The following is a 24,176-nucleotide window of genomic DNA, read 5'->3' on the forward strand; positions in this document are numbered from 1 at the left end:
GCCTATTAGCTCAGGCGGGAATCCTTTACCGTTATCCGTTACAATAACACTAATAAAATCGTCTTTAACATCTATAGTAACTTCTATTTTTCCGGATTCTCGCCCTTCTATTGACTCTTCTGCATTTTTCAACAAATTGATCATAACTTGATTTATTTGGGTAGCATCACACATAAAATCAAATTGATCTACGTTAGACTCAAATTTATACAAAATATTATCATTCAGTAATTTACGTGCTTCAACAATATGTTTAACTAAATAAACTAATTCACTCTTCGTAAATTTAGGAGCAGGAAGACGTGCAAAAAGAACAAATTCGGATACTATATTTTTAATATCGTTAGTATGGCGAATAATCATTTTTAAATAACTTTCGAATTCTGCCCTTTCCTTAATTTCAGGGCTAAATTTCTTAAGCAATCTTTCAGAAGCAAGTAAAATAGGAGTTAGAGGGTTTTTAATCTCATGTGCTACTTTCTTAGCAACATCAGACCAAGCCATAGCCCTCTGTGCTATAACTAAATCACGCTGCTGGCGGGAAAGCTGCTTAATCATTCTATTAAATGCCACATAAAGCGTTCCTATTTCGTCTTTATCTACTTCATTTTCAGGCACTTGTACCGTTAAATCACCGTCTTTAACTTTGTCGGTTGCAGTAACTAATTTTTTAATAGGGTTTACTATTTTAGCAGTAAATATAACCCCGAAACTTATAGCTACAAAAAGAAGTAATAAGGCAATAAAGATAAACATTATAGAGAACTTGATCTGTATAGTATCTATTTCATTTTTAAGGCTATTATACTCGGCAGCTGCTCCATTAGTTGCATCTATATGGTCGATAATTTTATTATCTACTAATCTACCGACTAATAAATACACATCATTATATTCTTTTAATTTAATCAGCATCCTTATTTTGGTTGGATCGGATTTTACTTCCACCGGTTCACCTAAATCCGCTTTTTTAATTAAATGTGCGGGAATAGTTGCAAATGATAATGAAAAACTTAAATAACTATTAGCTACTATAGTATTAGTAGATTTGTTTAAAACTATAGCTTCATCAAGCGAACGCATCTCTGCTTCAGTATTAAGTGTTTTAGTAAATAAAACGGGATTGTGAATTAAATCGTAATACATATCGCTTAAATCTTCAGCAACGGCTAGAGCTGTTTCTTTTAGCTGCAATTTATGCTCAGCAATATAAGATTCGGCAACTATTACGGATTGATCAAGAACCGTAGAAATCTTCTTATCAAACCAAGCTTGAACACTAAGATTAAAAAAATAAACAGAAAATACCGAAACAATTATAGTTGGAATAGCTGCAACTAAACTAAAGGCAATTACAATACGATTTTGTAATTTAGAGCTATCATTATTATTATTTTTAGTAAAAAATTTTTGAGTTAGTAAAACACCTAAAATTAAAAAAATTGCTAAATCAACTAATAAAAATCCAATAATCGTACTAAAATTCTTCGATTCTAAAGATATCACATAAGAAGTGGCACAGGCAAAAATAACGGCAGCCGCTATTAAAGTAAAAATCAGCATTCTACTAGAAAAATAAGAATGTAAATTTTGTTTAAGATAACTAAGCATAGATATTGTTTATATGACTATAACGGTTCTTTATAACATAAAAAAAAAGCCAATTGGGAATATTTCAAGTTTTAAGTACCTTATTGTCATTCCTGCGGGGCATTGTTGCGTGGGTACCTAATCGTCATTACGAGCAGCCGTAGGCTGCGTGGCAATCTCGTTAAATATCCTGAGATTGCTTCGTCAATTACTTACGTAATTTCCTTGCAATGACGGAAAATTACGAAGTAATCTACATAACAAAAAAGCTAGAAATATTAATATTTCTAGCTTTATATTTAGTATTTAAATAGTTTGAAATTTTATTCATCAAACATTTTTTTACGAGCAAATTTTCTCTGTCTTCTCGCTGCTTCTTGTGCTTTACGAACACGCTTTGCTGAAGGTGTTTCATAATAACGCTGTTCTTTCATCTTACGAAAATAAAGCTCTCTTTGTAGCTTTTTCTTAAAATTCTTAAGCATATTGTCACAATTACCGGCGTGAACATTTACTAGTATCACTAAAATTACTCTCCTTAAAAGATATTTGTGGTTTATTGAACTATACACTATAATTAAGTTATATGTCAAGGTTCAAAATATGAGCATTCAAGAAGAACACCATATCAAAAAAATAAGCTTCGTGCAATCTTTATTAGAATTATTACCGTTTAATGAATGGAATAACAAGCTACTTGAAGAAGCAGAAGAAAAATGCGACTTTGCCAAAGGCTATAGCTTAATAGTTTTTCCGGAAGGGTTATCTGAAATAGTAGAATTCTTTGAAAGCTACTTAGATAATATTATGCTAGAAAGCTTAAGCACAATAGAAGAACCAAAAAAAATAAGAGAGAAAATATTTTTAGCTGTAAAGATCAGAATCAAAACCGTGCTTCCTATTATTCATAGTAAGAATGCTGCTTATTTTGCATTAAACCCAATACAAGGCACTCAAGTTGCATTCCGTAGTTGTGATGCTATTTGGCGTTATGCCGGCGATAAATCTCTTGATTTTAACTATTATACCAAAAGAGGCTTATTACTCTCGGTTTATGTCTCATCTATTCTTTTTTACATACAAGACGAATCGGAACATTATATTGATACCGATAAATTTATTGAGACTTCCGTAGAAAATATAGTAAAAACTTTCTCACAAATGAAAAAACTACTCGACCCTTCAAATATCCCTATAGTTAGAATGTTTACGTAGATATACTCAGTTTTTATTAACTAAATTCAGTAATTTTTGGTCAAAAGTAAGTAAAGGCATATTTAAAGATTTGGCTTTAGCTAATAATATACAATCAACTATATGAATATTACATTTTGTATAATATTCTAAAGTATTTAGGTAATATTCTTTTTCACAATGTATACCTTTATAAATAAGTAGATCCGATAAAGCATTAGAGATTTCATCGCGAGAAATTTTATAAACAGAAGATAGAACAAATATTACTTCAGTAAATATAGTTTGTTCTATTATTAAAATAATCTGTCCTGTTTTGACTTGTTCAAATATTTCTTTTGTCTTATTAAACATATTTTTATCATCGGCAAGTAAATATCTAACAATAAAATTTGTATCACATATATACTTCATTGTATTTCCTTAACATTTTTATGATGTGAACATACATTTTCTTTCCAAGCTTTATCTCTTATTTCTTTGAAAGAAAGCTCGGTATTTTTTTTATATTTTGCAAATATGCCTCCTACATCTGAAACAGGCGATAGTATAACTTTGTTATTATCATCAATTTCTATAGAAATAATATTGCTATTTAAAATTTCTCTAACTTTTTTTGGTAGAACGATCTGTCCTTTAGAAGTAATGGCTAAAGTATTGATATACATGTTAATAATTATTTAATATGACTTACTAAATAATATTATTATACTAAATTTAATAAGTAAGGAAAACTAAAAAAGTAATATATTAAAATTCTTGTATTATTACCTCTCTTGCATATAATTAAAATATTTTTAAAAATAATTTCTAAAATAATGACAAATACTAAATATTACCCTGAAGTTAGTTCAAACGCTGATTTTACAAGCTTAGAACGAGAGATACTAAAATTTTGGCAAGACAATAATATATTCCAAAAATCTATTGATGATAGGAATGGAGAGCCGGAATTTATTTTTTATGATGGTCCGCCTTTTGCAAACGGTTTGCCGCATTACGGTCACTTGCTTACCGGCTTTATTAAAGACGTATATGCTAGATACCAAACGGTTAAAGGCAAAAAAGTTGAGCGTCGCTTTGGCTGGGACTGTCACGGTCTACCTGCTGAAATGCAATCAGAGAAAGAGCTTGGTATTTCAGGACGTCTTGCAATAACTAACTTCGGTATAGAGAAGTTTAATATACATTGCAGAGCTTCGGTCATGAAATATGCTAGCGATTGGGAAGAATATGTAACTCGTCAAGCAAGATGGGTGGATTTTAAAAATTCTTATAAAACAATGGATAAGAATTTTATGGAATCCGTCCTTTGGGCATTTAAGGAGTTATATAATAAGGGGTTATTGTATGAATCTATGCGGGTAATGCCGTATTCGTGGGCATGCGAAACACCGCTTTCTAACTTTGAAACAAGGCTTGATAATTCTTATAGAGAAAGAGCCGATAAAGCTGTAACGGTTAGTTTTGTGTTAGGAGACAAACTGCCGCACGGTGAATATAAAGAATATAGAATCCTCGCTTGGACGACAACGCCTTGGACATTACCGTCAAATCTAGCCCTCGCAGTCGGTAGTGATATAGATTACACATTAGTCCCAAAAAATGATGTTTGTTATATTATAGCCGCCTCTTCTGTCTCTAAATATGCTAAAGAATTAGGACTTAGTGGTGAAGAAAATTTTGAGATAATTAAAGGCTTAGAGCTTCAGGGATTAAGCTATAAGCCTTTATTCGACTATTTCAAGGATCATCCAAATAGCTTTAAAATATTTGCCGGCGATTTCGTAGTTGAGGGTGACGGTACGGGGGTCGTACATATGGCTCCAGGTTTTGGTGAAGATGACCAAATACTTTGCGAGTCAAAAGGGATCTCACTTGTTTGCCCTGTTGATAATAGCGGTAAATTCACTAAAGAAATTCCTGACTTAGAGGGTTTGCAAGTATTTGATGCGAATGACAAAATAATAATCAAACTGAAAGAACAAGGAAATTGGCTAAAAACCGAGCAGTATATTCATAATTATCCTCATTGCTGGCGTACCGATACACCTCTTATATATAAGGCCGTTCCATCGTGGTACGTAAAGGTTACGCAGTTTAAAGATAGAATGGTAGAGTTAAATCAGCAAATTAACTGGATACCTTTCCATGTTAAAGATAATTTGTTTGGTAAGTGGCTTGAAAATGCCCGTGATTGGTCGATAAGCCGTAATAGATTTTGGGGAACGCCGCTGCCTGTATGGAAGTCCGATGATCCAAAATATCCACGCATAGATGTTTACGGCTCTATAGAGGAATTAGAGAAAGATTTTGGTGTTAAAGTTACTGATTTACATCGTCCGTTTATCGATGAGCTTACGAGGGTCAATCCCAACGATCCAACTGGTAAATCAACAATGCGTAGAATAGAAGATGTGTTTGATTGCTGGTTTGAAAGCGGCTCAATGCCATATGGGCAAGCCCACTACCCTTTTGAAAATAAAGAATGGTTTGAGGATCATTTTCCGGCTGATTTTATAGTTGAATATTCAGCTCAAACACGCGGCTGGTTCTATACTTTAATAGTGCTATCTACCGCTTTATTTGATCGTCCGCCGTTTTTAAATTGTATATGCCACGGCGTGATTTTAGACGCTACCGGTCAAAAACTCTCAAAGCGTCTTAATAACTATGCCGATCCGCTAGAGCTATTTGATAAATACGGCTCAGATGCCTTAAGAGTTATGATGCTATCTTCAAACGTTGTTAAAGGTCAGGAGTTGTTAATCGATAAAGACGGTAAGATGGTATTTGATACGCTTCGCCTATTTATCAAGCCTATTTGGAATGCTTACCATTTCTTCACGATGTATGCGAATGCCGATTCGCTTAAAGGCGAGGTTGATTTTAGCTCTAAAAATGTACTTGATGTTTATATATTATCCAAACTTAAAATAACCATACAAAAAATTGAAGAGAGCTTAGATAATTTCGATACGCAAACGGCTTATCATGCAGTTTCAGAATTTTTTGAAGTGTTGAATAACTGGTATATAAGGCGAAGTAGAGCAAGATTTTGGAAAAGCGAAAAAGATGCAGATAAACAAAATGCCTATAATACTCTGTATTCATGTTTAGAGACCATGGTAATTGCGATGTCGGCACTAGTACCTATGATTTCGGAGGCGATATATAAAGGATTACGTCATTGCGAGGAGCGTAGCGACGCGGTAATCTCAGGAAATTCTCGTAAGATTGCCACGGCACTTTCAGTGCCTCGCAATGACGGGAAAAGCGTCCATCTCTGCAACTACCCTGATCTCTCAAACTTTGAGGTAAATCACAAGTTAGTTGCTACTATGGATAACGTGCTTGATATTTGTAGTAATAGCCTGTTTATTAGAAGTACTGAAAATATCAGGGTAAGGCAGCCGCTTGCTAGCATAACTATCATCAGTAAACATAATGATAAACTTAAAGATTTTGAAGATTTAATTAAAGACGAAATTAATATTAAGGCGGTAATTTATCGTGATGATCTAGAGAATTACGCAGCTAAAAAATTATCGATTAATTTCCCTATACTCGGTAAAAATCTGCCGCATAAAATGAAAGAGATTATAGCCGCTTCTAAAAAAGGTGAATGGGAAGCTACTGCCGTGGGTTTAACCATATGCGGCGAAACCTTAAATAGTAAAGAATATAAGCTAGTTTTAGAGCCGTATTCACATATCAAGGGAGCAGCAAGTTTTGAAAATAATAGTAGCCTACTCATACTTGATTTAGAGCTAACGCCTGAATTAATAGAAGAAGGAATAGCAAGAGACATTGTACGCTTCATACAACAGGCTCGTAAAGATGCCGATTTCTCTATAACTGATAGGATTTTAATTGAGATAATAAGCGAACTTGATTTATCTAAAATAATCAATATTTATGGAGATTTTATCAAAGAACAAACTTTAGGCGAGTTTGCTAAAGATTTCACGCCTGATTATGTAAGTGAAATAGAGCTAGAGAAGCATAGAGTACAACTGAAAATTAAAAAAAAAAATTTAACGGATAGTAAATTTATTAATAATTAATATTTTTATTGATAACTTACCTAGGTTAATATATAACGCACGCTATAAATTAATTTAGGTAAATTATCATGTACAATTCCTCCATAGCTCCGGGGAAAGGTTCTTGGATTAAAAATTGTTTAAGAACTAATGAACCGGAAACTACTAAAACAGAAAATGTAATAACTCTAGAATATTTAAAACAATATTTTGATGCGTTTCATCCTAAAGACGGAATAGCATTAAATATTATAGCTAGCTTAGATGATCCGAATTTAAATAAAATAAATCTCATGGAAGGTCTTATATCTCAAGGTACAAATAAATACAAAGCATTAGAATTTGCACTTAAAAACAATAATAAACAAGCTGAATATTTACTTAATAATCTTACGTTTGAACCTAATCCTAACCTAGTACAAGCAATACACAATAAAAGTTTAACTTTAGTAAAGTATTTTGTAGAAAAAAAAGAGTGAATGTAAATTTTAGTCATTATGGTTCTAATATACTAAGCGTTGCTGCCGGTTTGGAAGAACCTTACAAAACAGATATTACATGTTATCTTTTAATAAAAGGAGCAACTTATTTAAATACAACCTTAGAAGAAGCAGAACAAGCTAATCAAAATGTAAACGATCTTCATAAGCAAATCTTTTTTAAAGCAATAAACGAAAATAAGCTTGAAGTAATTAAAAAATTTGTCGAAATATACGGTTTTGATGTTAATACTGATATTGTTTTAATACACCGTTAAGTACCGCAATTAATTCAAAAAACAGAAAAGAAGTTGTAAAGTATCTTTTATCTAAAAATGCTTCTACAACTGCCGCTATGTCAGCAGCAGCTACAGAAGGTAATCTAAAAGTAATTAAACTATTATTAAATGCAAAAGCAAATATTGACGGCACTGATAATAAATCACCTTTAATGCCTGCATCGGAACAGGGACATATCTCGGTAGTAAAATATTTACTTGAACACGGTGCTAAGTATGATATCCAAGGATGGTGTGGAGGCACAGTAACAACTAATCTATATACTGATGTAAATGTTCAAGTAAAGAAACTGTTAATATTATGGGAGAAAGTTGACAATACTAATCTTGACTCTCCGGAATTATCAAAACATTTTCAAAATATATTAAATGAAATATTACTAACAAGTATCTCATCAAATTATAAGGGATATAAGAATTTATCATTAGAACAAATAAAGCAAAAATTTTCTAAATTCAAAAAACAACTATCTAAAGATTTACAAAATTTCGTAGAAATTAAAGCACTGTTAAAAGATACTCCTTCTAAATTAGGTATATTTCGCACTTTTTCCCTTGAGAGACTTGAGGCACTTGATGAAGAGCAAACTTCTTTAGGCGGTGATACAAAATATATATTCGATTCTGAGTTTAAAGGTTAGTTCAATGTCATTCCTGCGGTAAGCTTGCTTTGTATGAAAAATCGTCATTGCGAGCCGTCATAGTACTGGCGTGGCAATCCAGAAAAATAATAAAAAAATTCTGATTACAGAGTTTTTTATTGGATTGCTTCGTCAAAACTTATAGTTTTTCCTTGCAATGACGATATCAGAGTATATCCAAGCAAACTCCAATAATATCTGTCCTCTTACGACATTATCCTTTTCATTAACGTAAATTTTAGCTATTTTCCCATCTCTTTCGGCGAGGAGTAGATTTTCCATTTTCATAGCAGTTAAAACCATAATTTCTTGTCCTGCTATTACTTGCTGTCCTTCTTTTACCTTTATCGCAACAATTTGACCACTTAGAGGTGCTACAAGTTCAGAGCTTTCTTCTACCACTACTTTTGAGACCATCAATGCTTCAAGTTCGGATATGCGAGGGGAGCGAACAAAGGCTTTTACACTAATACCTGCATGCGATAATAAATAACCAGTTCTGATATTCTCTATTTTTACATTTGTCTTTTTACCGTTAATGATAGCCGTAAAAAGTTCATTACCTAAATTCCAGTTACTACGAATATATATTCTATCGCTTTCGTGACGTATATTATAGCCGTTTTCAACAGGTGTAATTAAGACAGGGAATAGTTTATCATCGATAGTTACCACCCACCTTGTACCTATTTTGTTAGCCTGATTGTTAATATTGCCGGAAATTAAAGAAGCACGTCTTTGCTCTGATATATAAATAAAAATAGCCGTTGCTAAAAATACGGTAGTTACTTCTGAAGTTAGACTAGCTCCGGAAAAACCGTCAGGATATTCTTCTTGAATAAAGGCAGTAGAAATATCGCCGCTAACAAAACGCGGATGCAGTATTACCGCTTCTAAGAAACTGATATTATGAGCAATACCGTTAATTATATAAGAACTCAAAGCAGAACGCATTACCTCAATTGCCTGCTCTCTTGTTTCACCGTAAGTACATAATTTCGCAATCATTGAGTCATAAAACATACTTACTTCACCGCCAAGCCCAATCCCTGTATCTATACGGATATTAGGACTCTTTGCAGGTTCGGAATAAGCTATAATTCTACCGCTAGAAGGTAAGAAACCTCGGCTTGGGTTTTCGGCACAAATTCGTGATTCAAATGCCCAACCTTTTAATTTTATGTCATCTTGCGTAAATGATAATTTCTCGCCGGCTGCGATTTTTATCATCTCTTCAACGATATCTATACCGGTAATTAGCTCAGTAACAGGATGCTCGACTTGCAACCTAGTATTCATTTCTAAAAAATAGAAATTTTTATTGCTATCTACTATAAACTCAACGGTACCAGCCGAATAATATCCCACTTTTTGAGATAAGGATATTACCTGCCGATACATTTCTTGCCTTATATCTTCAGTAATAAAAGAACTTGGTGCTTCTTCGATTACTTTTTGATGGTGACGCTGTATTGAACACTCACGCTCTCCGAGGCATACACTATTGCCGTATTGATCGGCAATTAGCTGAATTTCAATATGACGGGGAGTTTGAATTAACTTCTCAATAAATAATCTATCGTCACTAAAACTATTGGCTGCTTCAAGCTTTGCCGACTCAAAAGCATTTGCCATTTCAGCGGGATTATTCACCACTCTCATACCACGTCCACCGCCGCCGGCAGTCGCTTTTACTATTACCGGAAAACCGATTTCTTTAGCAATATCTATAGCTTGTTTAACATCTTTTATAGTCCCCATATAACCTGGAACAGTACTAACGCCTGCCTCTATTGCAATTTTCTTTGCTTCGATTTTATCGCCCATTTTCTTAATGGTCGTAGCACTAGGACCTATTAAAACTACTCCTTCTCTTTTAAGAATATTGGCAAAATTTGGATTTTCCGATAAAAAACCGTACCCGGGATGTACTGCACTTGCCCCACTTTCACGGATTGCCGAAATAATATTTTTAATAGATAAATAACTTTCCGTTGCAGGAGAATCACCTATATAATAAGCCTCATCTGCATGCTGCACATACATTGAGTTTGTATCTGCTTCAGAATATACTGCAACCGACTTTATACCCATCTTTTTTAAGGTACGTATTATCCTAACGGCGATCTCGCTACGATTAGCAATTAAAATTTTATCAAATAATGGTTTATTCATAGTTTTTTGTTATAATTTTTCTTGTATTTTTCTTCATTGCGTAGCAATTGACGAAGCAATCCAGCAAAAAATTCTGATTTACAGAACTTTTTTATTATTTTTTCTGGATTGCCACACTCCTTTCAGTCGCTCGCAATGACGATTAGATGTCTATGCAACAATGCTGAGCTAGGAATGACATAAAACGATCTATGCAACAACGCCGATTTGATCCCGGGATGACAGCTAAAGCGGCAAGTTATCATGTTTCTTCCAAGGCAATTCTACCTTTTTAGTACGTAGGAAATTTAATGCCTTGCATATTCGCCATCTAGTATTTTGTGGTCTTATAATATCATCTAAATACCCCCTAGATGCCGCAACAAAAGGCGATGTTACCACTTTCTTATACTCATCGATTTTTTGCTTTTTGGCTTGTGCGTCTTTACATTCTTCCTTAAATATTATCTCGGCTGCTCCCTCTGCCCCCATAACGGCGATTTCCGAATTAAACCAAGCATAATTTATATCGCCTTTAAGATGCTTAGAGTTCATAACTATATAAGCACCTCCATAAGCCTTACGGGTAATTACGGTAATCTTCGGCACCGTAGCTTCCGCATAAGCATATAACAGCTTAGCACCGTGCTTAATAATACCGTCATGCTCTTGAGATGTACCAGGCAGAAACCCTGGAACATCAACAAGGCTTACTATAGGAATATTAAACGCATCGCAAAACCTGATGAATCTTGCTGCTTTTCTTGAAGCGTTTATATCTAAACATCCTGCTAAATGCAATGGTTGATTAGCAACAAATCCTACTGGATAGCCTTCCATATAACCAAATCCGATAATGATATTCTTAGCGAAATCGGGCTGCAATTCAAAAAACTCCCCCTCATCAACGATACGCTCGACAAGCTCTTTCATATCGTAAGGCTTATTAGGAGTATTAGGTATTAACGTACTAAGAGACATGTCAACTCTATCAGCAGGATCAACGGTCGGACGAACGGGAAGAGGACTACGATTGGATGACGGCAGGAAATTAAAGAACTTACGAATTTCAAGCAATGCTTCTATATCATTATTAAATGCAAGATCAGCAACGCCGCTTTTGGTGGTATGCATATGGGCACCACCGAGCTTTTCTTGACTTACTTCTTCACCCGTAACTGTTTTAACTACATCAGGACCGGTTACGAACATATAAGAACTATTCTTAACCATGAATATAAAATCGGTTAAGGCAGGAGAATATACTGCACCACCGGCACAAGGTCCCATAATTAGGGTAATTTGTGGAATGACTCCCGAAGCTAAAACGTTACGCCGAAATAATTCACCATATCCGGCAAGAGCATCAACGCCTTCTTGAATTCTTGCTCCGCCCGAATCGTTAATACCGATTATGGGAGCCCCAGTTGCTATAGCTTGATCGATAATATCGCAGATTTTCTTAGCATGATATTCGCCGAGTGAGCCGCCGAGTACGGTAAAATCTTGGCTATAAATAAATACTAACCTACCGTTTATCGTACCATGTCCCGTTACAACACCATCACCTAAAAACTTTTTATCCTGCATCCCGAAATTATCGCATCTATGGGACACAAACATACCTGTTTCGGTGAAACTATTCGGGTCTAGTAATACTTCTATCCGTTCTCTCGCACTTAATTTACCTTTTTGATGCTGGGCTTTGATTCGTGCTTCACCACCCCCTTGCCTTGCAATATTTTTTCTCTCATCCAATAACTCAGGAGAGATTATATTACTTTGATTCATAGATATTTATAGTTTTATTTTTCAAAATATCCATAATATAATATAATAATGCTAATGTGAAAAGATAATTATTTATGTCATCTACCGAAGATACCAAAGAAAAACCTTCAATAGCCAAACCGGCAGCTAAATTTAATAACTTATCAACTGCTTTAAAAAAGAATTTACAAAGAAGAAAGAGAGTACAAAAAGAAAAGAATAATAAAGAAAAAATTGATACTATAATAGAAAATAACTTTTAGGATAATAAAATATGAGTTTATATGAAGTAATAATTAAAATCAGTAAAATTTTTTCTATTTTTATTCCCAAACAAGATACAGGGAAATCTAATGATAATATTCCTGCTAATAGAGAAGCAATGCACGATTATTATGAAGATTTAAATCATCCTCATTAAAAAGTATTTATCTATATGCAATTTGACATATTAATATAAATTGCTAATATTTGGAGAGTTTAGGTTTTATTGTATTGGTAATAAAACAGTCATTGCGAGCGATTAAAGGCGTTGTTGCGTGGCTCTGATGTCGTTCCCGCGTAGGCGGGAATCCAGAAAAATAACCTTAATATTGCTACACATTATTAACAAACCTAAAAAAACAAGTTTTTTATAGGTTTTACTGGATTCCCGCCTACGCGGGAACGACATCAGAGCCACGCAACAAAGTTTTGCCTTTGCAGAAATGACATCAAAATCCAACAAAATTGGCATTTAAAATATTTTACATCATGGATACAAACAAATTATATCTTTTCAAAGATAGACGATTTTTACCAAATTTTATAGTGCAGTTATGCGGTTGTCTTAATGATAATATATTAAAAAATGCTCTAGTAATCCTTATAACTTACGGTGTTTCAGGAGCTTTAAGTAAATATAATAATCTACTTGTTTTAATTGCTAATGCTACTTTTGTACTACCTTTCATAATATTCGCAAGCATAGCAGGACAAATTGCTGATAAATACGAGCGTGCAAATCTTATTAAAATTATTAAGATTTGTGAAATCGGTATAATTGCCTTTGCAATTTACGGATTTCATCATAATAATCTGCTAATTCTGTTCTATTCTATTTGCTTAATGGGTATACACTCTACTTTTTTTGGTCCAATCAAATATAGCGTATTACCCGATCACCTAAATAAAGACGAACTACTTGGAGCTAACGGCTTTGTTGAAGCCGGAACTTTTATCGGTATTTTTATCGGTACTATAATCGGCAGCTATTATACAATCAGCAATAATTTTATAATTTATTCCTTAATTACCATCGCCTTTCTCGGCTTTATTATAAGCCTTTTTTCCCCAAAATCTAAAAACGCAAATCGTGATATTAAAATAAATTTTAATATTATAGATGAAAGCATAAATATGATTAAATATGCCAAAGCAAAAAAACAGATATATTTAGCTATACTTGGTATTTCATGGTTTTGGTTTATCGGAGCTGCTATAATTTCACAAATACCTTTACTTGCTAAGATAACTTTTAAAGCTGATGAGAATGTTGCTAACTTATTTTTAGCGGTTTTCTCGCTTGGTGTAGGGGTCGGTTCGTTTTTATGTAGCAAAATATTTGAAGATGAGATTACCGTTAAATATCTATTTATTTCAGCCCTAGGCATTAGTATTTTCGGTATTGATTTATTCTTTGCAAGTAGAATTAGTTCAGTTAACTATGAACCTACTCAACTAAAAAGTATTTTAGTATTTTTATCTAAAAGACATAATTGGCGAATAGTTATAGATTTATTTTTCTTAGCGGTAATAGGTGGTTTATATATCGTTCCTCTTTTTGCGATATTACAGCATTACGCAAACCCCGCTCATCGTAGCCGAATTATTGCCGTTAACAATCTTATCAATTCCATTTTCATGGTGGGATCAACAATTATTTTATCTTTATTATTTTACCTAAATTTCACTATACCCTGGATTATATTATTTATTAGCCTAGCTAATATAATCGTCACTATATATATTTACCGCTTAATACCTGAAGTTAAAATTATTCCGTTTAAGCTATTGCGAAGAATATTCCAAATCTGTTTTGATCTTATGTATAAGGTTGAAGTTAAAGGATTTGAAAATTTTCAAAAAGCAGGAAAAAAAGTAGTAGTTGTCGCTAATCATATTTCATATCTCGACCCGCCGCTAATTGCTACTTACTTACGAGAAGAAATGACTTTTGCAATTAGTCCCGATATACAAAAAATATGGTGGATTAAACCGTTTTTGCGTATGGCTAAAACTTTGCCGGTTGATCCAAGTAATCCAATGGCAATAAAGACTTTAGTAAAAGAAGTACAAAAGGATCAGAAAGTAGCAATTTTCCCTGAAGGTAGAATAAGCGTTACCGGCTCTTTAATGAAAATATACGAAGGACCGGGAATGATTGCCGATAAAGCCGGTGCTACAGTTTTACCGGTTAGAATAGACGGAACTCAATTTACTCATTTATCAAAATTAAAAAACATATTAAAAAGAAAAATATTCCCTAAAATTACTATAACCGTTTTACCGCCGGTAAAATTCGCTAATATGGATGCTGCAAGTAATCAAGAACGACGCAGTTATATATCTAGGACTCTTTATGATATCATGGCTGACATGATGTTTGAGAGTTCAGACTATAAAAATACTTTATTCTCATCTCTTATAGAAGCTGCTAAAATTCATGGATTTAAGAAAAAAATAGTTGATGATTTTGAAAATAATGCGGTTACTTATCGAGATTTAATATTAAAATCTTTTATCCTAGGTGATTTAATCAAAAAGAATAATATCTTTGGCAGAAATTTAGGCTTAATGTTGCCTAATACCACGAATACGTTAATTACTTTTTACGCTATGCAATCTAGCGGTTATGTTCCTGCTATAATTAACTGGAGCAGCGGCATAAGTACTATTATTAACTCCTGTAAACTTGCACAAATTAAAGTAGTTTACACTTCAAAACAATTTATCGAGAAAGCAAATTTACATGAATTAATAACTAACTTATTAGATTTCGGTATTAAAATAATATATTTAGAAGATTTTAAAAATCAGATTGGTACAGCTCTAAAACTAAAAGCAAAAATAGGAAGTTATTTTGCCCAAACTTATTACAATTATTTTTGTCATAATCGTGATGACGAAAAACCGGCAGTAATAATTTTTACTTCAGGTACTGAAGGTGAACCTAAAGCCGTATTACTATCTCACAGAAATTTACAAACTAATAGATATCAAATAACTGCTAAAGTACCTTTTAGCCCTGAAGATATAGTATTTAACTCATTACCTTTATTTCATTGTTTTGGTCTTGGTGGTGCAATTATTACAACTTTAAACGGTATTAAACTGTTTCTATATCCTGCTCCACTAAATTACCGCAGCATTCCTGAAGTTATATACGATATCGGAGCAACTATATTAATTTCTACCGATACTTTTTTAAACGGTTATGCTAATTACGCTCACCCATATGATTTTTACTCATTACGCTATATATTTGCCGGTAGCGAGAAATTAAAAGAATCTACAAGACAATTTTGGCTTAATAAATACGGCATACGTATTTTTGAAGGATATGGGATTACAGAAGCCGCACCTATTATAGCTTGCAATACCCCTATGCATAATAAAGCAGGCACGGTAGGAAGATTATTACCGAAAATTGATTATAAGCTTGAGAAAGTAGAGGGAATAAATGAAGGGGGACGTTTATTCATTAGGGGTCCTAACATCATGCTTGGTTACTTAGACTTAGAAAGCAACCATACTTATAGAGAATGGTATGACACTGGCGATATAGTCAAGATAGATTCTGAAGGATATATAACAATTTTAGGACGTTTAAAACGCTTTGCTAAAATAGCAGGGGAAATGATATCTCTTACAAAAATTGAAGAACTTGCAAGCGAAATTAATCTTGATTCCTTGCACGCTGCTATTTCTATTCCCGATAAAACGCACGGAGAAAAGATTATTTTACTTACTACCGGTTCCGATATAAATAGAGAGAACTTTGCAGATGCCGTATCTAAAGCTCAAATTTCTTTACTACATTTACCGAAAGTAATTATTACCGATTCAGAAATACCTCTGCTTGCAAACGGCAAAATTGACTATCTTGAGATTATGAAAAACCACTCGTATCATACCGTGGCTTGACCGGCATTGTTGCATGGCTTGAAAAACCCGTTCAGTGTCACACCCCGTGGCTTGACCACGGTATCCACAGAGAAATAACTAAAAATACTAATATTATTAGTGTTTTTAACTAGACCCCGTGGACAAGCCCACGGGGTGACGGTGGTGAAACTGATCCACGCAACAACACCGGCTTGACCACGGGGTGACATTTATTTTTCTTTTGACTATTAATAGCAGCATTCAACGCTAATTTAAACCACTTACCTAATAACTCTTGATCCTCCATAATTTCAGGTAACACCTTCCAATATGATAGTGTTACAAGTTTACTTTTACTTTGATATATAAATGGCTCAGAACCGAAAGATTGAAAATATTCATAAGTGCTTAGGTTTGACTTAAAATACAATTCATTGCTCATAATAATTCCTATCATAAAACCACCCTTATATATACCATATCCACCAAACATTGCACGAACGGCTACTGAACCATGTGGTTCTAACAATTCTTTGACATATTCAGTAAATTCATTTTTGTTCATAATAATCGCTTTAAATACAACAAACAATAAATAAACGTACCTAATATAATAAACAATGGAGTTAAAGGTAAGTTAAAATAGAAAGAGCTAAGTGCGGCACAAAAATTAATAAATAAAGAGATAACAATTGATATTATCATCATCTGCGAGGGGCTATATGCTATAAACCGTGCGATCATTGCAGGAATAAGTAAAATAGCAGTTACCATAAGTACTCCGACAATCTTTATAGCAGAAAATACGGACAATGATAACAGCAGTAAAAATATTAGCTCAATAATATTAACCTTTAAGCCTTTTATGACTGCAATATCTCTATTGATGATTATAAGAAGAATTTGATTATAAAAATATACTATAAAGCCTATAATAGTTATTAACACTATTGCAAGTATAATCAAATCATTAAAAGACACGGATAAAATATCCCCAAACAACAAATTCACTATATTATTCTGCAAAGAAGTAAAATAATTAATAACTAAAGCAACAGCTAGCATAAAGCTAGAAATCAAATTAATAACTGCATTTTTTTCAGAATTATTTTTAAAAATAAACACAAAAAACGAAAAAAGAATTGCAACTATTATACCTGAATATATTAATGGAAAATGTGCTATAATACTTATGCTAGCCGCTAAAAAACTACTATGAGCAAGCCCATCGCCGAAATAAATATATCTCTTCCATAAGGCAATGCAGCCAAGGGGGGCAAATATGCAACTAATTAAAATTAAGGCTAGTATTATAAGAAGCATCTCTATATTATAAAAATTATGTCTTCAATTGATAAAAAAGAATTAGAAAAATTTGAGAAAATTTCTCATAATTGGTGGAATAAGGACGGAGAGTTCGGTATCTTACATCGCATAAACCCTATTCGCCTTGAATATATAATAGAGAAAATAACTACGCAATACAACGATATTTCTAAATTAGAAATATTAGACGTTGGTTGCGGTGGAGGACTAATAGCAACGCCTCTAGCAGCTCAAGGCTTTAACGTTATGGCCATTGATGCACTGCAAAGTAATATTGAAACGGCAACTGCTTATGCTAAGGAAAACGGTGTAAAGATAAATTATTTACAATCTACTATAGAAGAATTAAAGAGCGACAAGCTATATGATGTGGTAATTTGTCTCGAGGTTATTGAGCATGTAGAAAACGTACAGCAATTTATACTGAATCTAGTGAAGCATATTAAGCCAAACGGTATGGCAATAATTTCTACGATTAACCGCACTAAAAAAGCTTATATACTTGGAATAATAGTTGCTGAATATGTTTTAGGTTGGGTGCCTAAAAACACTCATGATTATAGCAAATTCTTAAAACCGTTGGAAATTTATGAAATGCTTACGGATACCGAAATTGAAATTAAAGAGCTGAAAGGCTTGGTATATGATCTGGCTAAAAATGAATGGAAATTAAGCGATGATATAGACGTAAATTATTTTATATGTTTGGGGAGCAAGAGTATGTGTCATCCCGCGACTTGATCGCGGGATCCAGCTTAAAATACTAATAATTTTAGTATTTTTAATTGTTTTTCTAGATACCGTGGTCAAGCCATGGTATGGCACAGTTCTTATTATATATTTAAAAAAGATAATAAATGACTAATAGCGTAATTACTAGATTTGCTCCGTCACCGACGGGGTTTTTACATATAGGTTCGGCAAGAACTGCCCTTTTTAACTACTTGTTCGCAAGGCATCATAACGGTAAGTTTTTGCTTCGCATTGAAGACACAGATAAAGAAAGATCAACGAACATCGCAGTAGAAGCTATATTCTCAGGTCTAAAATGGCTAGGGCTTGATTGGGACGGTGAAGTTATATTCCAGTCTAAACGCAATGATCTTTATAAAGAAGCGGCGTTAAAATTACTGCAAGACGGTAAAGCATATTATTGTTTTACTAGCCAAGAAGCAATAGAAAGACAGCGACAAAAAGCTTTAGAAAATAAACAGCATTTTATTTTTAATAGCGAGTGGCGTGACAAAGATCCGTCTACCTACCCTACTGATATTAAGCCGGTAATACGTCTAAAAACTCCAAGAGAGGGCAGCATAACAATTCATGACACCTTACAAGGCGAGGTAGTAATTGAAAACTCTCATATAGACGATATGGTACTATTAAGAGCAGACGGCAGTGCTACTTACATGTTAGCCGTTGTAGTAGACGATCATGATATGGGTATAACTCATATTATTAGAGGTGATGATCATTTAACCAATGCAGCAAGGCAAATCGCTATTTATCAGGCTTGCGGCTATGAAGTACCGAGCATGACTCATATACCTTTAATTCATGGGGCAGACGGGGCAAAATTATCCAAAAGGCATGGAGCTTTAGGCGTTGAAGCTTATAAGGATATGGGATATTTACCGGAAAGTTTGTGTAATTATTTATTGCGTCTTGGATGGAGCCACGGTGATGATGAAATGATCTCAATAAATCAGGCTATAGAATGGTTTAATCTTGATTCACTCGGTAAATCACCTGCTAAGCTTGATTTTGCTAAGATGAATAGCCTTAACGCTCATTACTTAAGAATGCTTGACAATGATAGTTTAACTTCAAAGACTGTAGAGATATTGAAACAAAATTATAAGGTTAGTGAGCAGGAAATAGGCTATATAAAACAAGCAATACCAAGCTTATTAGTTAGAAGTGAAACATTGCTCGATCTAGCATGGCTTGCTCAAATTTATCTCGTAGATTCGCCTATCATCTACAACCAAGATGCAAAAGAAATTATAGAAAATTGTGATAAAGATTTGCTCAAGCAAGTTATAGAAAGCTTAAGCAAACTTGAGAAGTTTGATAAGGAATCCGTACAGAATAAATTTACAGAAATAGCAACAAACAATGGCTTAAAACTAAATGAGCTTATGAAACCCGTAAGAGCTTTAATAACAGGTATGACAGCTTCACCTAGCGTATTTGAAATTGCAGAAATTCTAGGAAAAGAAAATGTTTTAAAGCGTATCTGTAAATAAACTTTAATTGTTAATTAAAGAGATTTTTTAGCGAAAATTAATAAGATTTTTGAAGGAATAGTAATTCCTATTTCAAAAAAATCTTATAATTTGTAGCAATACAGAATTGAATTAGCTTTAAAATTTGTTTACAGATACGCTTTTAAGGAGGTTAAAAATTATATGAAAGATTGTATAAAAAAAATTGCTTTTGTTTTTAGTGGGTTATTTATAATAACCGGCACTTTTGTTTTGTATAGCATAGAAAACGTCAACGCATCAACGGCACCAAAAAAGTACGGGGCTTGGACTTTAAATTGTACTCTTAATAATGATAAAAAACAACTTTGCTTCTTATCACAACAAATTAATAATCTAGAGAAAGATAAAGAAAAGGAAATATTAGCCATTTATCACATAGGTTATTTCAATGGGGAGCAAGAAGAACAGGAATTAAAGATAATCGAAATAGTCCCGTCAAATGTTCAAATTCCGGCAGGTACAGTTATTAATAGCGGTGACAAACGAATAGCAGCCGGAAAATACGTAAATTGTACGGTAAACGGCTGTCAGGCTTTAGCTATTATTACAAAAGACGATCTAGACATGATTTTATCTAATGATAATTATATAGAACTAATTACCGCAGACGGCAAACAAGCTAAAATTTCATTTATAAAAGACGGCTTAAAGGAAGGTCTAAAAGCTTTGAGTAGATAATTCAATAATTAAACAGGCTGATAACTACTTATCAACCTGCCTAACTGCGTTTCACCATTAGCTCGACTGGGTGACTAGCATAAATTTAAACCAGTAAGGTATTGACACCAAATTTTATAAAAATGGTCTTGTATTTACCTACTTATAGTAGTTAGTACAGACTTACTTTGAATTTGATGTCAATATCTTGTTAATTTTTGCTATAATTTTAACTTTAATGATGATATCTGCATGAACCCTAGTACTTCATAAACTGGTTCATAAGCAGCGACTACTTTACTATAGTCGTATAGTGCATAACCACCACCACCTTTTTCAGGATATTTGTCTATTGAAGCATCCCAACCATTTACGTTTCCAAGTCCTTTAGGACCAACAAAATACTCATTTATTTCTCGCTGATTTTTAACTGTGTTTACTTTTCCATTAAGATGTTTAGCATACATTGTACATAAACCGGTCATTTTGTAAATTTGTTCTATACTTAAATTGGTCTAAATCTCCTTAATGTGCTTTATCGCTCCTCTCTGACTTCCATCAGGATTTGGATTATCTGCACCTTCAAGAGAAAGTCTAGCACACTCAAAAAGATTTGTACTTGAACCTTGACCAAATTCCATTGACATACCATTAATAAGTGATGGGGTAATACCGGCATCATGCAATTTTTTAAGGAATATTTCGCCGTTCCCATTAAACCAGGAGTACCATCTACAGGTAAAGTATAAGAGATTTTTAATTCTGGTTTCGCTTTAATTACTTCAGTTATTGCTGAAATATGTCTATTTAAAGCTTCATTATGAGCTAAAAACCACCTTCAAAATCAAAATCTATTGCAGTTAATTTATAATTATTTATAGTTTTTAAATAAATATCAACAATCTTTTTAATATCTGTTATTGGTCCTTCTATTGGCTTATTTGATACACCACCAAAAGACAGAATCACATCACCGCCTTTTGCTCTTATGTTATTAATATAAGATTTGTAATAATCAGAAACCGTTACATCCCCATTATAACTCTCACCATTATTTCCATCATAGATATTTAAGCTACCACCCCAACAAGCTTTTACTTCTGTAGTATTTTTGCTGGTATGACCAATGCTTTTACTAGCAAGAGCAGCTGTAACAAATCCTAGAAAATATCCTTTTACTCCTGAGTCGTTAGACCACTGATCAATAGGAGGTGTTGGCCAAGAAGTGGCATCAACAAAAGGAGAACCTTTAATTTGAGTACCGGTTTGCCAACGTGCAGGACCTGCTAAAGGTGCATCTGTAGAAGCGTGGTATGTGGTTGAAACAGAAGTGTTACCGACATAGTCCTTTGCCACAATATTAATATCGTAGTTTGTATTTGCAGTAAGACCGCCTAAAGCAAATGCTATTGGTTGTAGTAAATACTGTATGCTCTGTACCTTTATTAGCTGCTTTATAGCGTACTTCATATCCTTCAACTCCTTGTTTTCATTGTCAGTATTTTCTTGCCAATGTAAACCAATGCTTATAGGGCAGCAGAAACTGTTTCTATATCTTTTGGCTGTGTAGGAGGATTATGATCTTCAGGTATTACTATTTCTTTACCATTTAAAGTAAATTTTTCTGGTAATGCGGGATAAGTAGAAGTATTAGAAAAATTAACGCCAAACGTTAAAGTTGTAGAACTTTTAGCCTTTAGTAGTGAAAAATGTTCTGATAAATTTCCTTTAATTACAGGCGGAGTAAATGTTTGTTGAGCAAAACCGGTATATGCTCTAACTTCACCGCTAATATTTTGTGTTTTACTAATGTCAAAACTTATTTCAGGTGAATTTAGATCCTGATCAGTGTTATTTTTGATTGTAACATGTAATGGATTATACCAATCAGCTTGCTCTTTTTCCCATCTCGCTGTGATCATATAATTTAACGGCATAATAACCTCTTAGTTTAATTGCTAAAAATTATAAATATTCTTGAAATAAAAATAGATTGAATAATAAATCTACCTTTACAATTAACAATGCTTACTAAATTTTTAATATATTGCAAGAAGTTATAAACCACTAAAGTGAAAAAATATTTGAGAATAAATAAAAAAATGCTTTTCTTTTGATTAAATTTTATTAACTATTTTTATATTTTTACTTAAGCTACTAGCTATTATTATAGTGATATATTCAATTTATTACATTAACAAAAATTAATATTAATGTAATATAACTGTGTAAAAAAATCACAAAAATTAACCCTATTTAAAAATCATAGATATAGTTTAATTTGTGCTTAACCATTGATTATCAATATCATGTCTTTCTAAAATCTTATTAATTTTCTTATAAAAATATTTTATACTAATTGTATGCATATACTCCTTTTGCAAGAAGTTTAAATAATTAGTAGGTTTATGGAAGATATTGATACTTATTATACCCGTAAATATCACGCTTCTCAAATGCGTCAATCAGGGGAACCTTATTATTCTCATCCTATAGAAGTTGCAATCATGCTTGTAGATTTTACGGCTCTTCCTAAACTTTACAAATCATATATGATAAATGTTGCCCTTCTTCATGATACTATAGAGGATACAATACTTATACATGCTGATATTAGCAAAATTTTTGATAAGAATATTGCCGATAGCATAGAACGTTTAACAAGAATTAAGCCATATGGTAAAATTAGCTCTGGTGAAATGTTAAATTTACTAATCCAAGAACAAAGATATGATATCGCACTTATTAAAGTATTTGATCGCCTACATAATTTACAAACTATAAATGCTAAATCTCCAGAAAAGGTTTTAGAAACAGTAAAAGAAACTATAGAAAGCTTCTTACTCATAGCAGCTTATTTAGAAATATGAACCGTAGAACAACAACTATTAAATGTTTGCACTAATTTTATCAAGCAACATTTCCCTTCAGAGCCAAAAGAAATATTTCAAAAAGTCGGTTTACGAAATTTCTTTTTAAAACTTCAAAATAATATAAAATAAAAAAATAAATTAAATTTGTATCCAAGATAGAAGCCGTCTTTCATCTTGGATACTCATTATTTCACACTTCTTTCTAAAGTAGTATTGCATACTCATTTAGAAAGAAGTGTATATCAGCTAAAAACTATTTTTATATTTCCAGTGTGCAGCTTCACCGCTCTCTGCATGATAATGCATCTTATGATCACGTATTTGTATCTCTATTTTATAATTATCTTCAGTTATAATAATAGTATGCAAAGATTGATAGCCGTTTGGTTTAGGCTTAAGAATATAATTTTTAAATTTATTCTTTTCATGCTCATAAAGATTATGAACTACTTTTAAAACTTTATAACATTTCTCTTCATCTATTACCACTATTCTTATCGCAAAAATATCTGTTAATTCTTCTAACTTTATACCCTTACGATATAATTTATATAAAATTGATATTGGATGTTTGATCCTACCTGTTATTTGAGCAGCAATATCATGTTTAGATAAATTATGATTTAAATATTTAATAACCCTTTGGAGCAAAACTACCTCCTTAATTTATACTAATTCAGTTAATAGTTATACTTACGAATAACTAAACACCAATTAAAGCAATAAACTTA

The 24,176-nt window shown here is 32.9% G+C and carries 24 protein-coding genes and 2 pseudogenes (1 of these 26 only partly in view); 12 read left to right on the top strand and 14 right to left on the bottom strand.

Going from position 1 to position 24,176, the window contains the following annotated elements:
* Both RAS_RS05630 and rpsU read right to left on the bottom strand, forming a co-directional pair.
* A protein-coding gene (locus RAS_RS05630) for a sensor histidine kinase NtrY-like (RefSeq protein WP_147143096.1) crosses the window boundary here: on the bottom strand, nt 1-1,611 show its 5' portion. It extends 180 nt beyond the left edge of the window; 1,611 of the gene's 1,791 nt are visible here — the first part of the coding sequence; its start codon is at nt 1,609-1,611; the stop codon falls past the left edge of the window.
* 302 nt (nt 1,612-1,913) lie between these two features.
* Complete coding sequence (gene rpsU, locus RAS_RS05635; RefSeq protein WP_010421890.1) at nt 1,914-2,114, bottom strand: 30S ribosomal protein S21; 201 nt, start codon at nt 2,112-2,114, stop codon at nt 1,914-1,916.
* Between the two features lie 79 nt (nt 2,115-2,193).
* Between rpsU and RAS_RS05640 the strand changes: the two genes are divergently transcribed.
* Nucleotides 2,194-2,805, top strand: a complete 612-nt coding sequence (locus RAS_RS05640) for a COQ9 family protein (RefSeq protein ID WP_147143099.1) — start codon at nt 2,194-2,196, stop codon at nt 2,803-2,805.
* 6 nt (nt 2,806-2,811) lie between these two features.
* Here the strand turns inward: RAS_RS05640 and RAS_RS05645 are convergent, their stop codons facing one another.
* Together RAS_RS05645 and RAS_RS05650 are read right to left on the bottom strand one after the other, a co-directional pair.
* The gene (locus RAS_RS05645) at nt 2,812-3,198 is read right to left on the bottom strand and encodes a PIN domain-containing protein (RefSeq protein WP_147143102.1); all 387 of its coding nucleotides are present in this window, start codon (nt 3,196-3,198) and stop codon (nt 2,812-2,814) included.
* A complete protein-coding gene (locus RAS_RS05650) occupies nt 3,195-3,452 on the bottom strand; it encodes an AbrB/MazE/SpoVT family DNA-binding domain-containing protein (protein ID WP_147143105.1) in 258 nt (85 codons plus the stop codon). Before RAS_RS05650 ends, RAS_RS05645 begins: the two co-directional genes overlap by 4 nt.
* 150 nt (nt 3,453-3,602) lie before the next feature.
* Here RAS_RS05650 and ileS point away from each other — a divergent pair, with 150 nt between their 5' ends.
* The 4 genes from ileS (at nt 3,603) to RAS_RS05670 (ending at nt 8,249) form a co-directional block, all read left to right on the top strand.
* Nucleotides 3,603-6,851 (top strand): isoleucine--tRNA ligase, encoded by a 3,249-nt coding sequence (gene ileS / locus RAS_RS05655; protein WP_147143108.1) that lies wholly within the window; start codon nt 3,603-3,605, stop codon nt 6,849-6,851.
* Nucleotides 6,852-6,919: 68 nt separating this feature from the next.
* Nucleotides 6,920-7,309, top strand: coding sequence for a hypothetical protein (locus tag RAS_RS05660; protein WP_147143111.1), 390 nt, complete (start codon nt 6,920-6,922; stop codon nt 7,307-7,309).
* Nucleotides 7,306-7,587, top strand: coding sequence for a hypothetical protein (locus RAS_RS05665; protein WP_147143113.1), 282 nt, complete (start codon nt 7,306-7,308; stop codon nt 7,585-7,587). Before RAS_RS05660 ends, RAS_RS05665 begins: the two co-directional genes overlap by 4 nt.
* A gap of 8 nt (nt 7,588-7,595) precedes the next feature.
* Nucleotides 7,596-8,249, top strand: coding sequence for an ankyrin repeat domain-containing protein (locus RAS_RS05670; protein WP_147143116.1), 654 nt, complete (start codon nt 7,596-7,598; stop codon nt 8,247-8,249).
* Nucleotides 8,250-8,381: 132 nt separating this feature from the next.
* Here the strand turns inward: RAS_RS05670 and RAS_RS05675 are convergent, their stop codons facing one another.
* From RAS_RS05675 to RAS_RS05685, 3 genes and pseudogenes are all read right to left on the bottom strand, one after another.
* Nucleotides 8,382-10,424 carry an acetyl-CoA carboxylase biotin carboxylase subunit gene (locus tag RAS_RS05675; RefSeq protein WP_147143119.1) on the bottom strand — a complete coding sequence of 681 codons (2,043 nt, stop codon included), beginning with the start codon at nt 10,422-10,424 and terminating at the stop codon, nt 8,382-8,384.
* A 35-nt stretch (nt 10,425-10,459) separates the two neighbouring features.
* Nucleotides 10,460-10,550, bottom strand: a pseudogene (locus tag RAS_RS05680) (lytic transglycosylase domain-containing protein); the annotation flags it as partial.
* A 99-nt stretch (nt 10,551-10,649) separates the two neighbouring features.
* Nucleotides 10,650-12,194: an acyl-CoA carboxylase subunit beta gene (locus RAS_RS05685; RefSeq protein WP_147143122.1), complete on the bottom strand. Its 1,545-nt coding sequence runs from the start codon at nt 12,192-12,194 to the stop codon at nt 10,650-10,652.
* 74 nt (nt 12,195-12,268) lie between these two features.
* Between RAS_RS05685 and RAS_RS08660 the strand changes: the two genes are divergently transcribed.
* The 3 genes from RAS_RS08660 to RAS_RS05690 all read left to right on the top strand — a co-directional run bounded on the left by RAS_RS08660 (nt 12,269) and on the right by RAS_RS05690 (nt 16,358).
* Nucleotides 12,269-12,436 carry a hypothetical protein gene (locus RAS_RS08660; RefSeq protein ID WP_172616139.1) on the top strand — a complete coding sequence of 56 codons (168 nt, stop codon included), beginning with the start codon at nt 12,269-12,271 and terminating at the stop codon, nt 12,434-12,436.
* An 11-nt stretch (nt 12,437-12,447) separates the two neighbouring features.
* On the top strand, nt 12,448-12,594 hold the full coding sequence (locus tag RAS_RS08665; protein WP_172616140.1) for a hypothetical protein: 147 nt from the start codon (nt 12,448-12,450) through the stop codon (nt 12,592-12,594).
* A 332-nt stretch (nt 12,595-12,926) separates the two neighbouring features.
* Nucleotides 12,927-16,358, top strand: a complete 3,432-nt coding sequence (locus RAS_RS05690) for an acyl-[ACP]--phospholipid O-acyltransferase (protein ID WP_147143126.1) — start codon at nt 12,927-12,929, stop codon at nt 16,356-16,358.
* Nucleotides 16,359-16,467: 109 nt separating this feature from the next.
* On the opposite strand, the gene RAS_RS05695 is transcribed toward RAS_RS05690, so the two are convergent.
* The gene (locus RAS_RS05695; RefSeq protein ID WP_232049172.1) at nt 16,468-16,884 is read right to left on the bottom strand and encodes a TfoX/Sxy family protein; all 417 of its coding nucleotides are present in this window, start codon (nt 16,882-16,884) and stop codon (nt 16,468-16,470) included.
* Complete coding sequence (locus RAS_RS05700) at nt 16,881-17,642, bottom strand: metal ABC transporter permease (RefSeq protein ID WP_147143129.1); 762 nt, start codon at nt 17,640-17,642, stop codon at nt 16,881-16,883. Before RAS_RS05700 ends, RAS_RS05695 begins: the two co-directional genes overlap by 4 nt.
* Nucleotides 17,643-17,660: 18 nt before the next feature.
* On the opposite strand from RAS_RS05700, the gene ubiG reads away from it, so the two are divergent.
* From ubiG to RAS_RS05715, 3 genes are all read left to right on the top strand, one after another.
* Nucleotides 17,661-18,386, top strand: a complete 726-nt coding sequence (gene ubiG, locus RAS_RS05705) for a bifunctional 2-polyprenyl-6-hydroxyphenol methylase/3-demethylubiquinol 3-O-methyltransferase UbiG (RefSeq protein WP_147143132.1) — start codon at nt 17,661-17,663, stop codon at nt 18,384-18,386.
* Between the two features lie 116 nt (nt 18,387-18,502).
* Nucleotides 18,503-19,894: a glutamate--tRNA ligase gene (gene gltX, locus RAS_RS05710; protein WP_147143135.1), complete on the top strand. Its 1,392-nt coding sequence runs from the start codon at nt 18,503-18,505 to the stop codon at nt 19,892-19,894.
* Between the two features lie 162 nt (nt 19,895-20,056).
* Entirely contained in the window at nt 20,057-20,593 is a 537-nt protein-coding gene (locus RAS_RS05715) for an invasion associated locus B family protein (RefSeq protein ID WP_147143138.1), read from the top strand.
* Nucleotides 20,594-20,793: 200 nt separating this feature from the next.
* Here the strand turns inward: RAS_RS05715 and RAS_RS09965 are convergent, their stop codons facing one another.
* The 4 genes from RAS_RS09965 to RAS_RS09975 all read right to left on the bottom strand — a co-directional run bounded on the left by RAS_RS09965 (nt 20,794) and on the right by RAS_RS09975 (nt 22,509).
* Nucleotides 20,794-21,057: a hypothetical protein gene (locus tag RAS_RS09965; RefSeq protein ID WP_232049173.1), complete on the bottom strand. Its 264-nt coding sequence runs from the start codon at nt 21,055-21,057 to the stop codon at nt 20,794-20,796.
* 30 nt (nt 21,058-21,087) lie between these two features.
* Nucleotides 21,088-21,219, bottom strand: a complete 132-nt coding sequence (locus RAS_RS10495; RefSeq protein WP_269472986.1) for a hypothetical protein — start codon at nt 21,217-21,219, stop codon at nt 21,088-21,090.
* A gap of 178 nt (nt 21,220-21,397) precedes the next feature.
* Complete coding sequence (locus RAS_RS09970; RefSeq protein ID WP_232049174.1) at nt 21,398-22,042, bottom strand: glycoside hydrolase family 18 protein; 645 nt, start codon at nt 22,040-22,042, stop codon at nt 21,398-21,400.
* A 56-nt stretch (nt 22,043-22,098) separates the two neighbouring features.
* Entirely contained in the window at nt 22,099-22,509 is a 411-nt protein-coding gene (locus RAS_RS09975; RefSeq protein WP_232049175.1) for a hypothetical protein, read from the bottom strand.
* 489 nt (nt 22,510-22,998) lie between these two features.
* Between RAS_RS09975 and RAS_RS05730 the strand changes: the two are divergent.
* A pseudogene (locus RAS_RS05730) lies at nt 22,999-23,574 on the top strand (HD domain-containing protein); the annotation flags it as partial.
* 117 nt (nt 23,575-23,691) lie between these two features.
* Here the strand turns inward: RAS_RS05730 and RAS_RS05735 are convergent.
* Nucleotides 23,692-24,096 (bottom strand): bifunctional (p)ppGpp synthetase/guanosine-3',5'-bis(diphosphate) 3'-pyrophosphohydrolase, encoded by a 405-nt coding sequence (locus RAS_RS05735; protein WP_147143141.1) that lies wholly within the window; start codon nt 24,094-24,096, stop codon nt 23,692-23,694.
* Nucleotides 24,097-24,176 lie beyond the last annotated feature (80 nt).

The sequence above is a fragment of the Rickettsia asiatica genome, from assembly GCF_007989425.1.
Classification (GTDB): domain Bacteria; phylum Pseudomonadota; class Alphaproteobacteria; order Rickettsiales; family Rickettsiaceae; genus Rickettsia; species Rickettsia helvetica.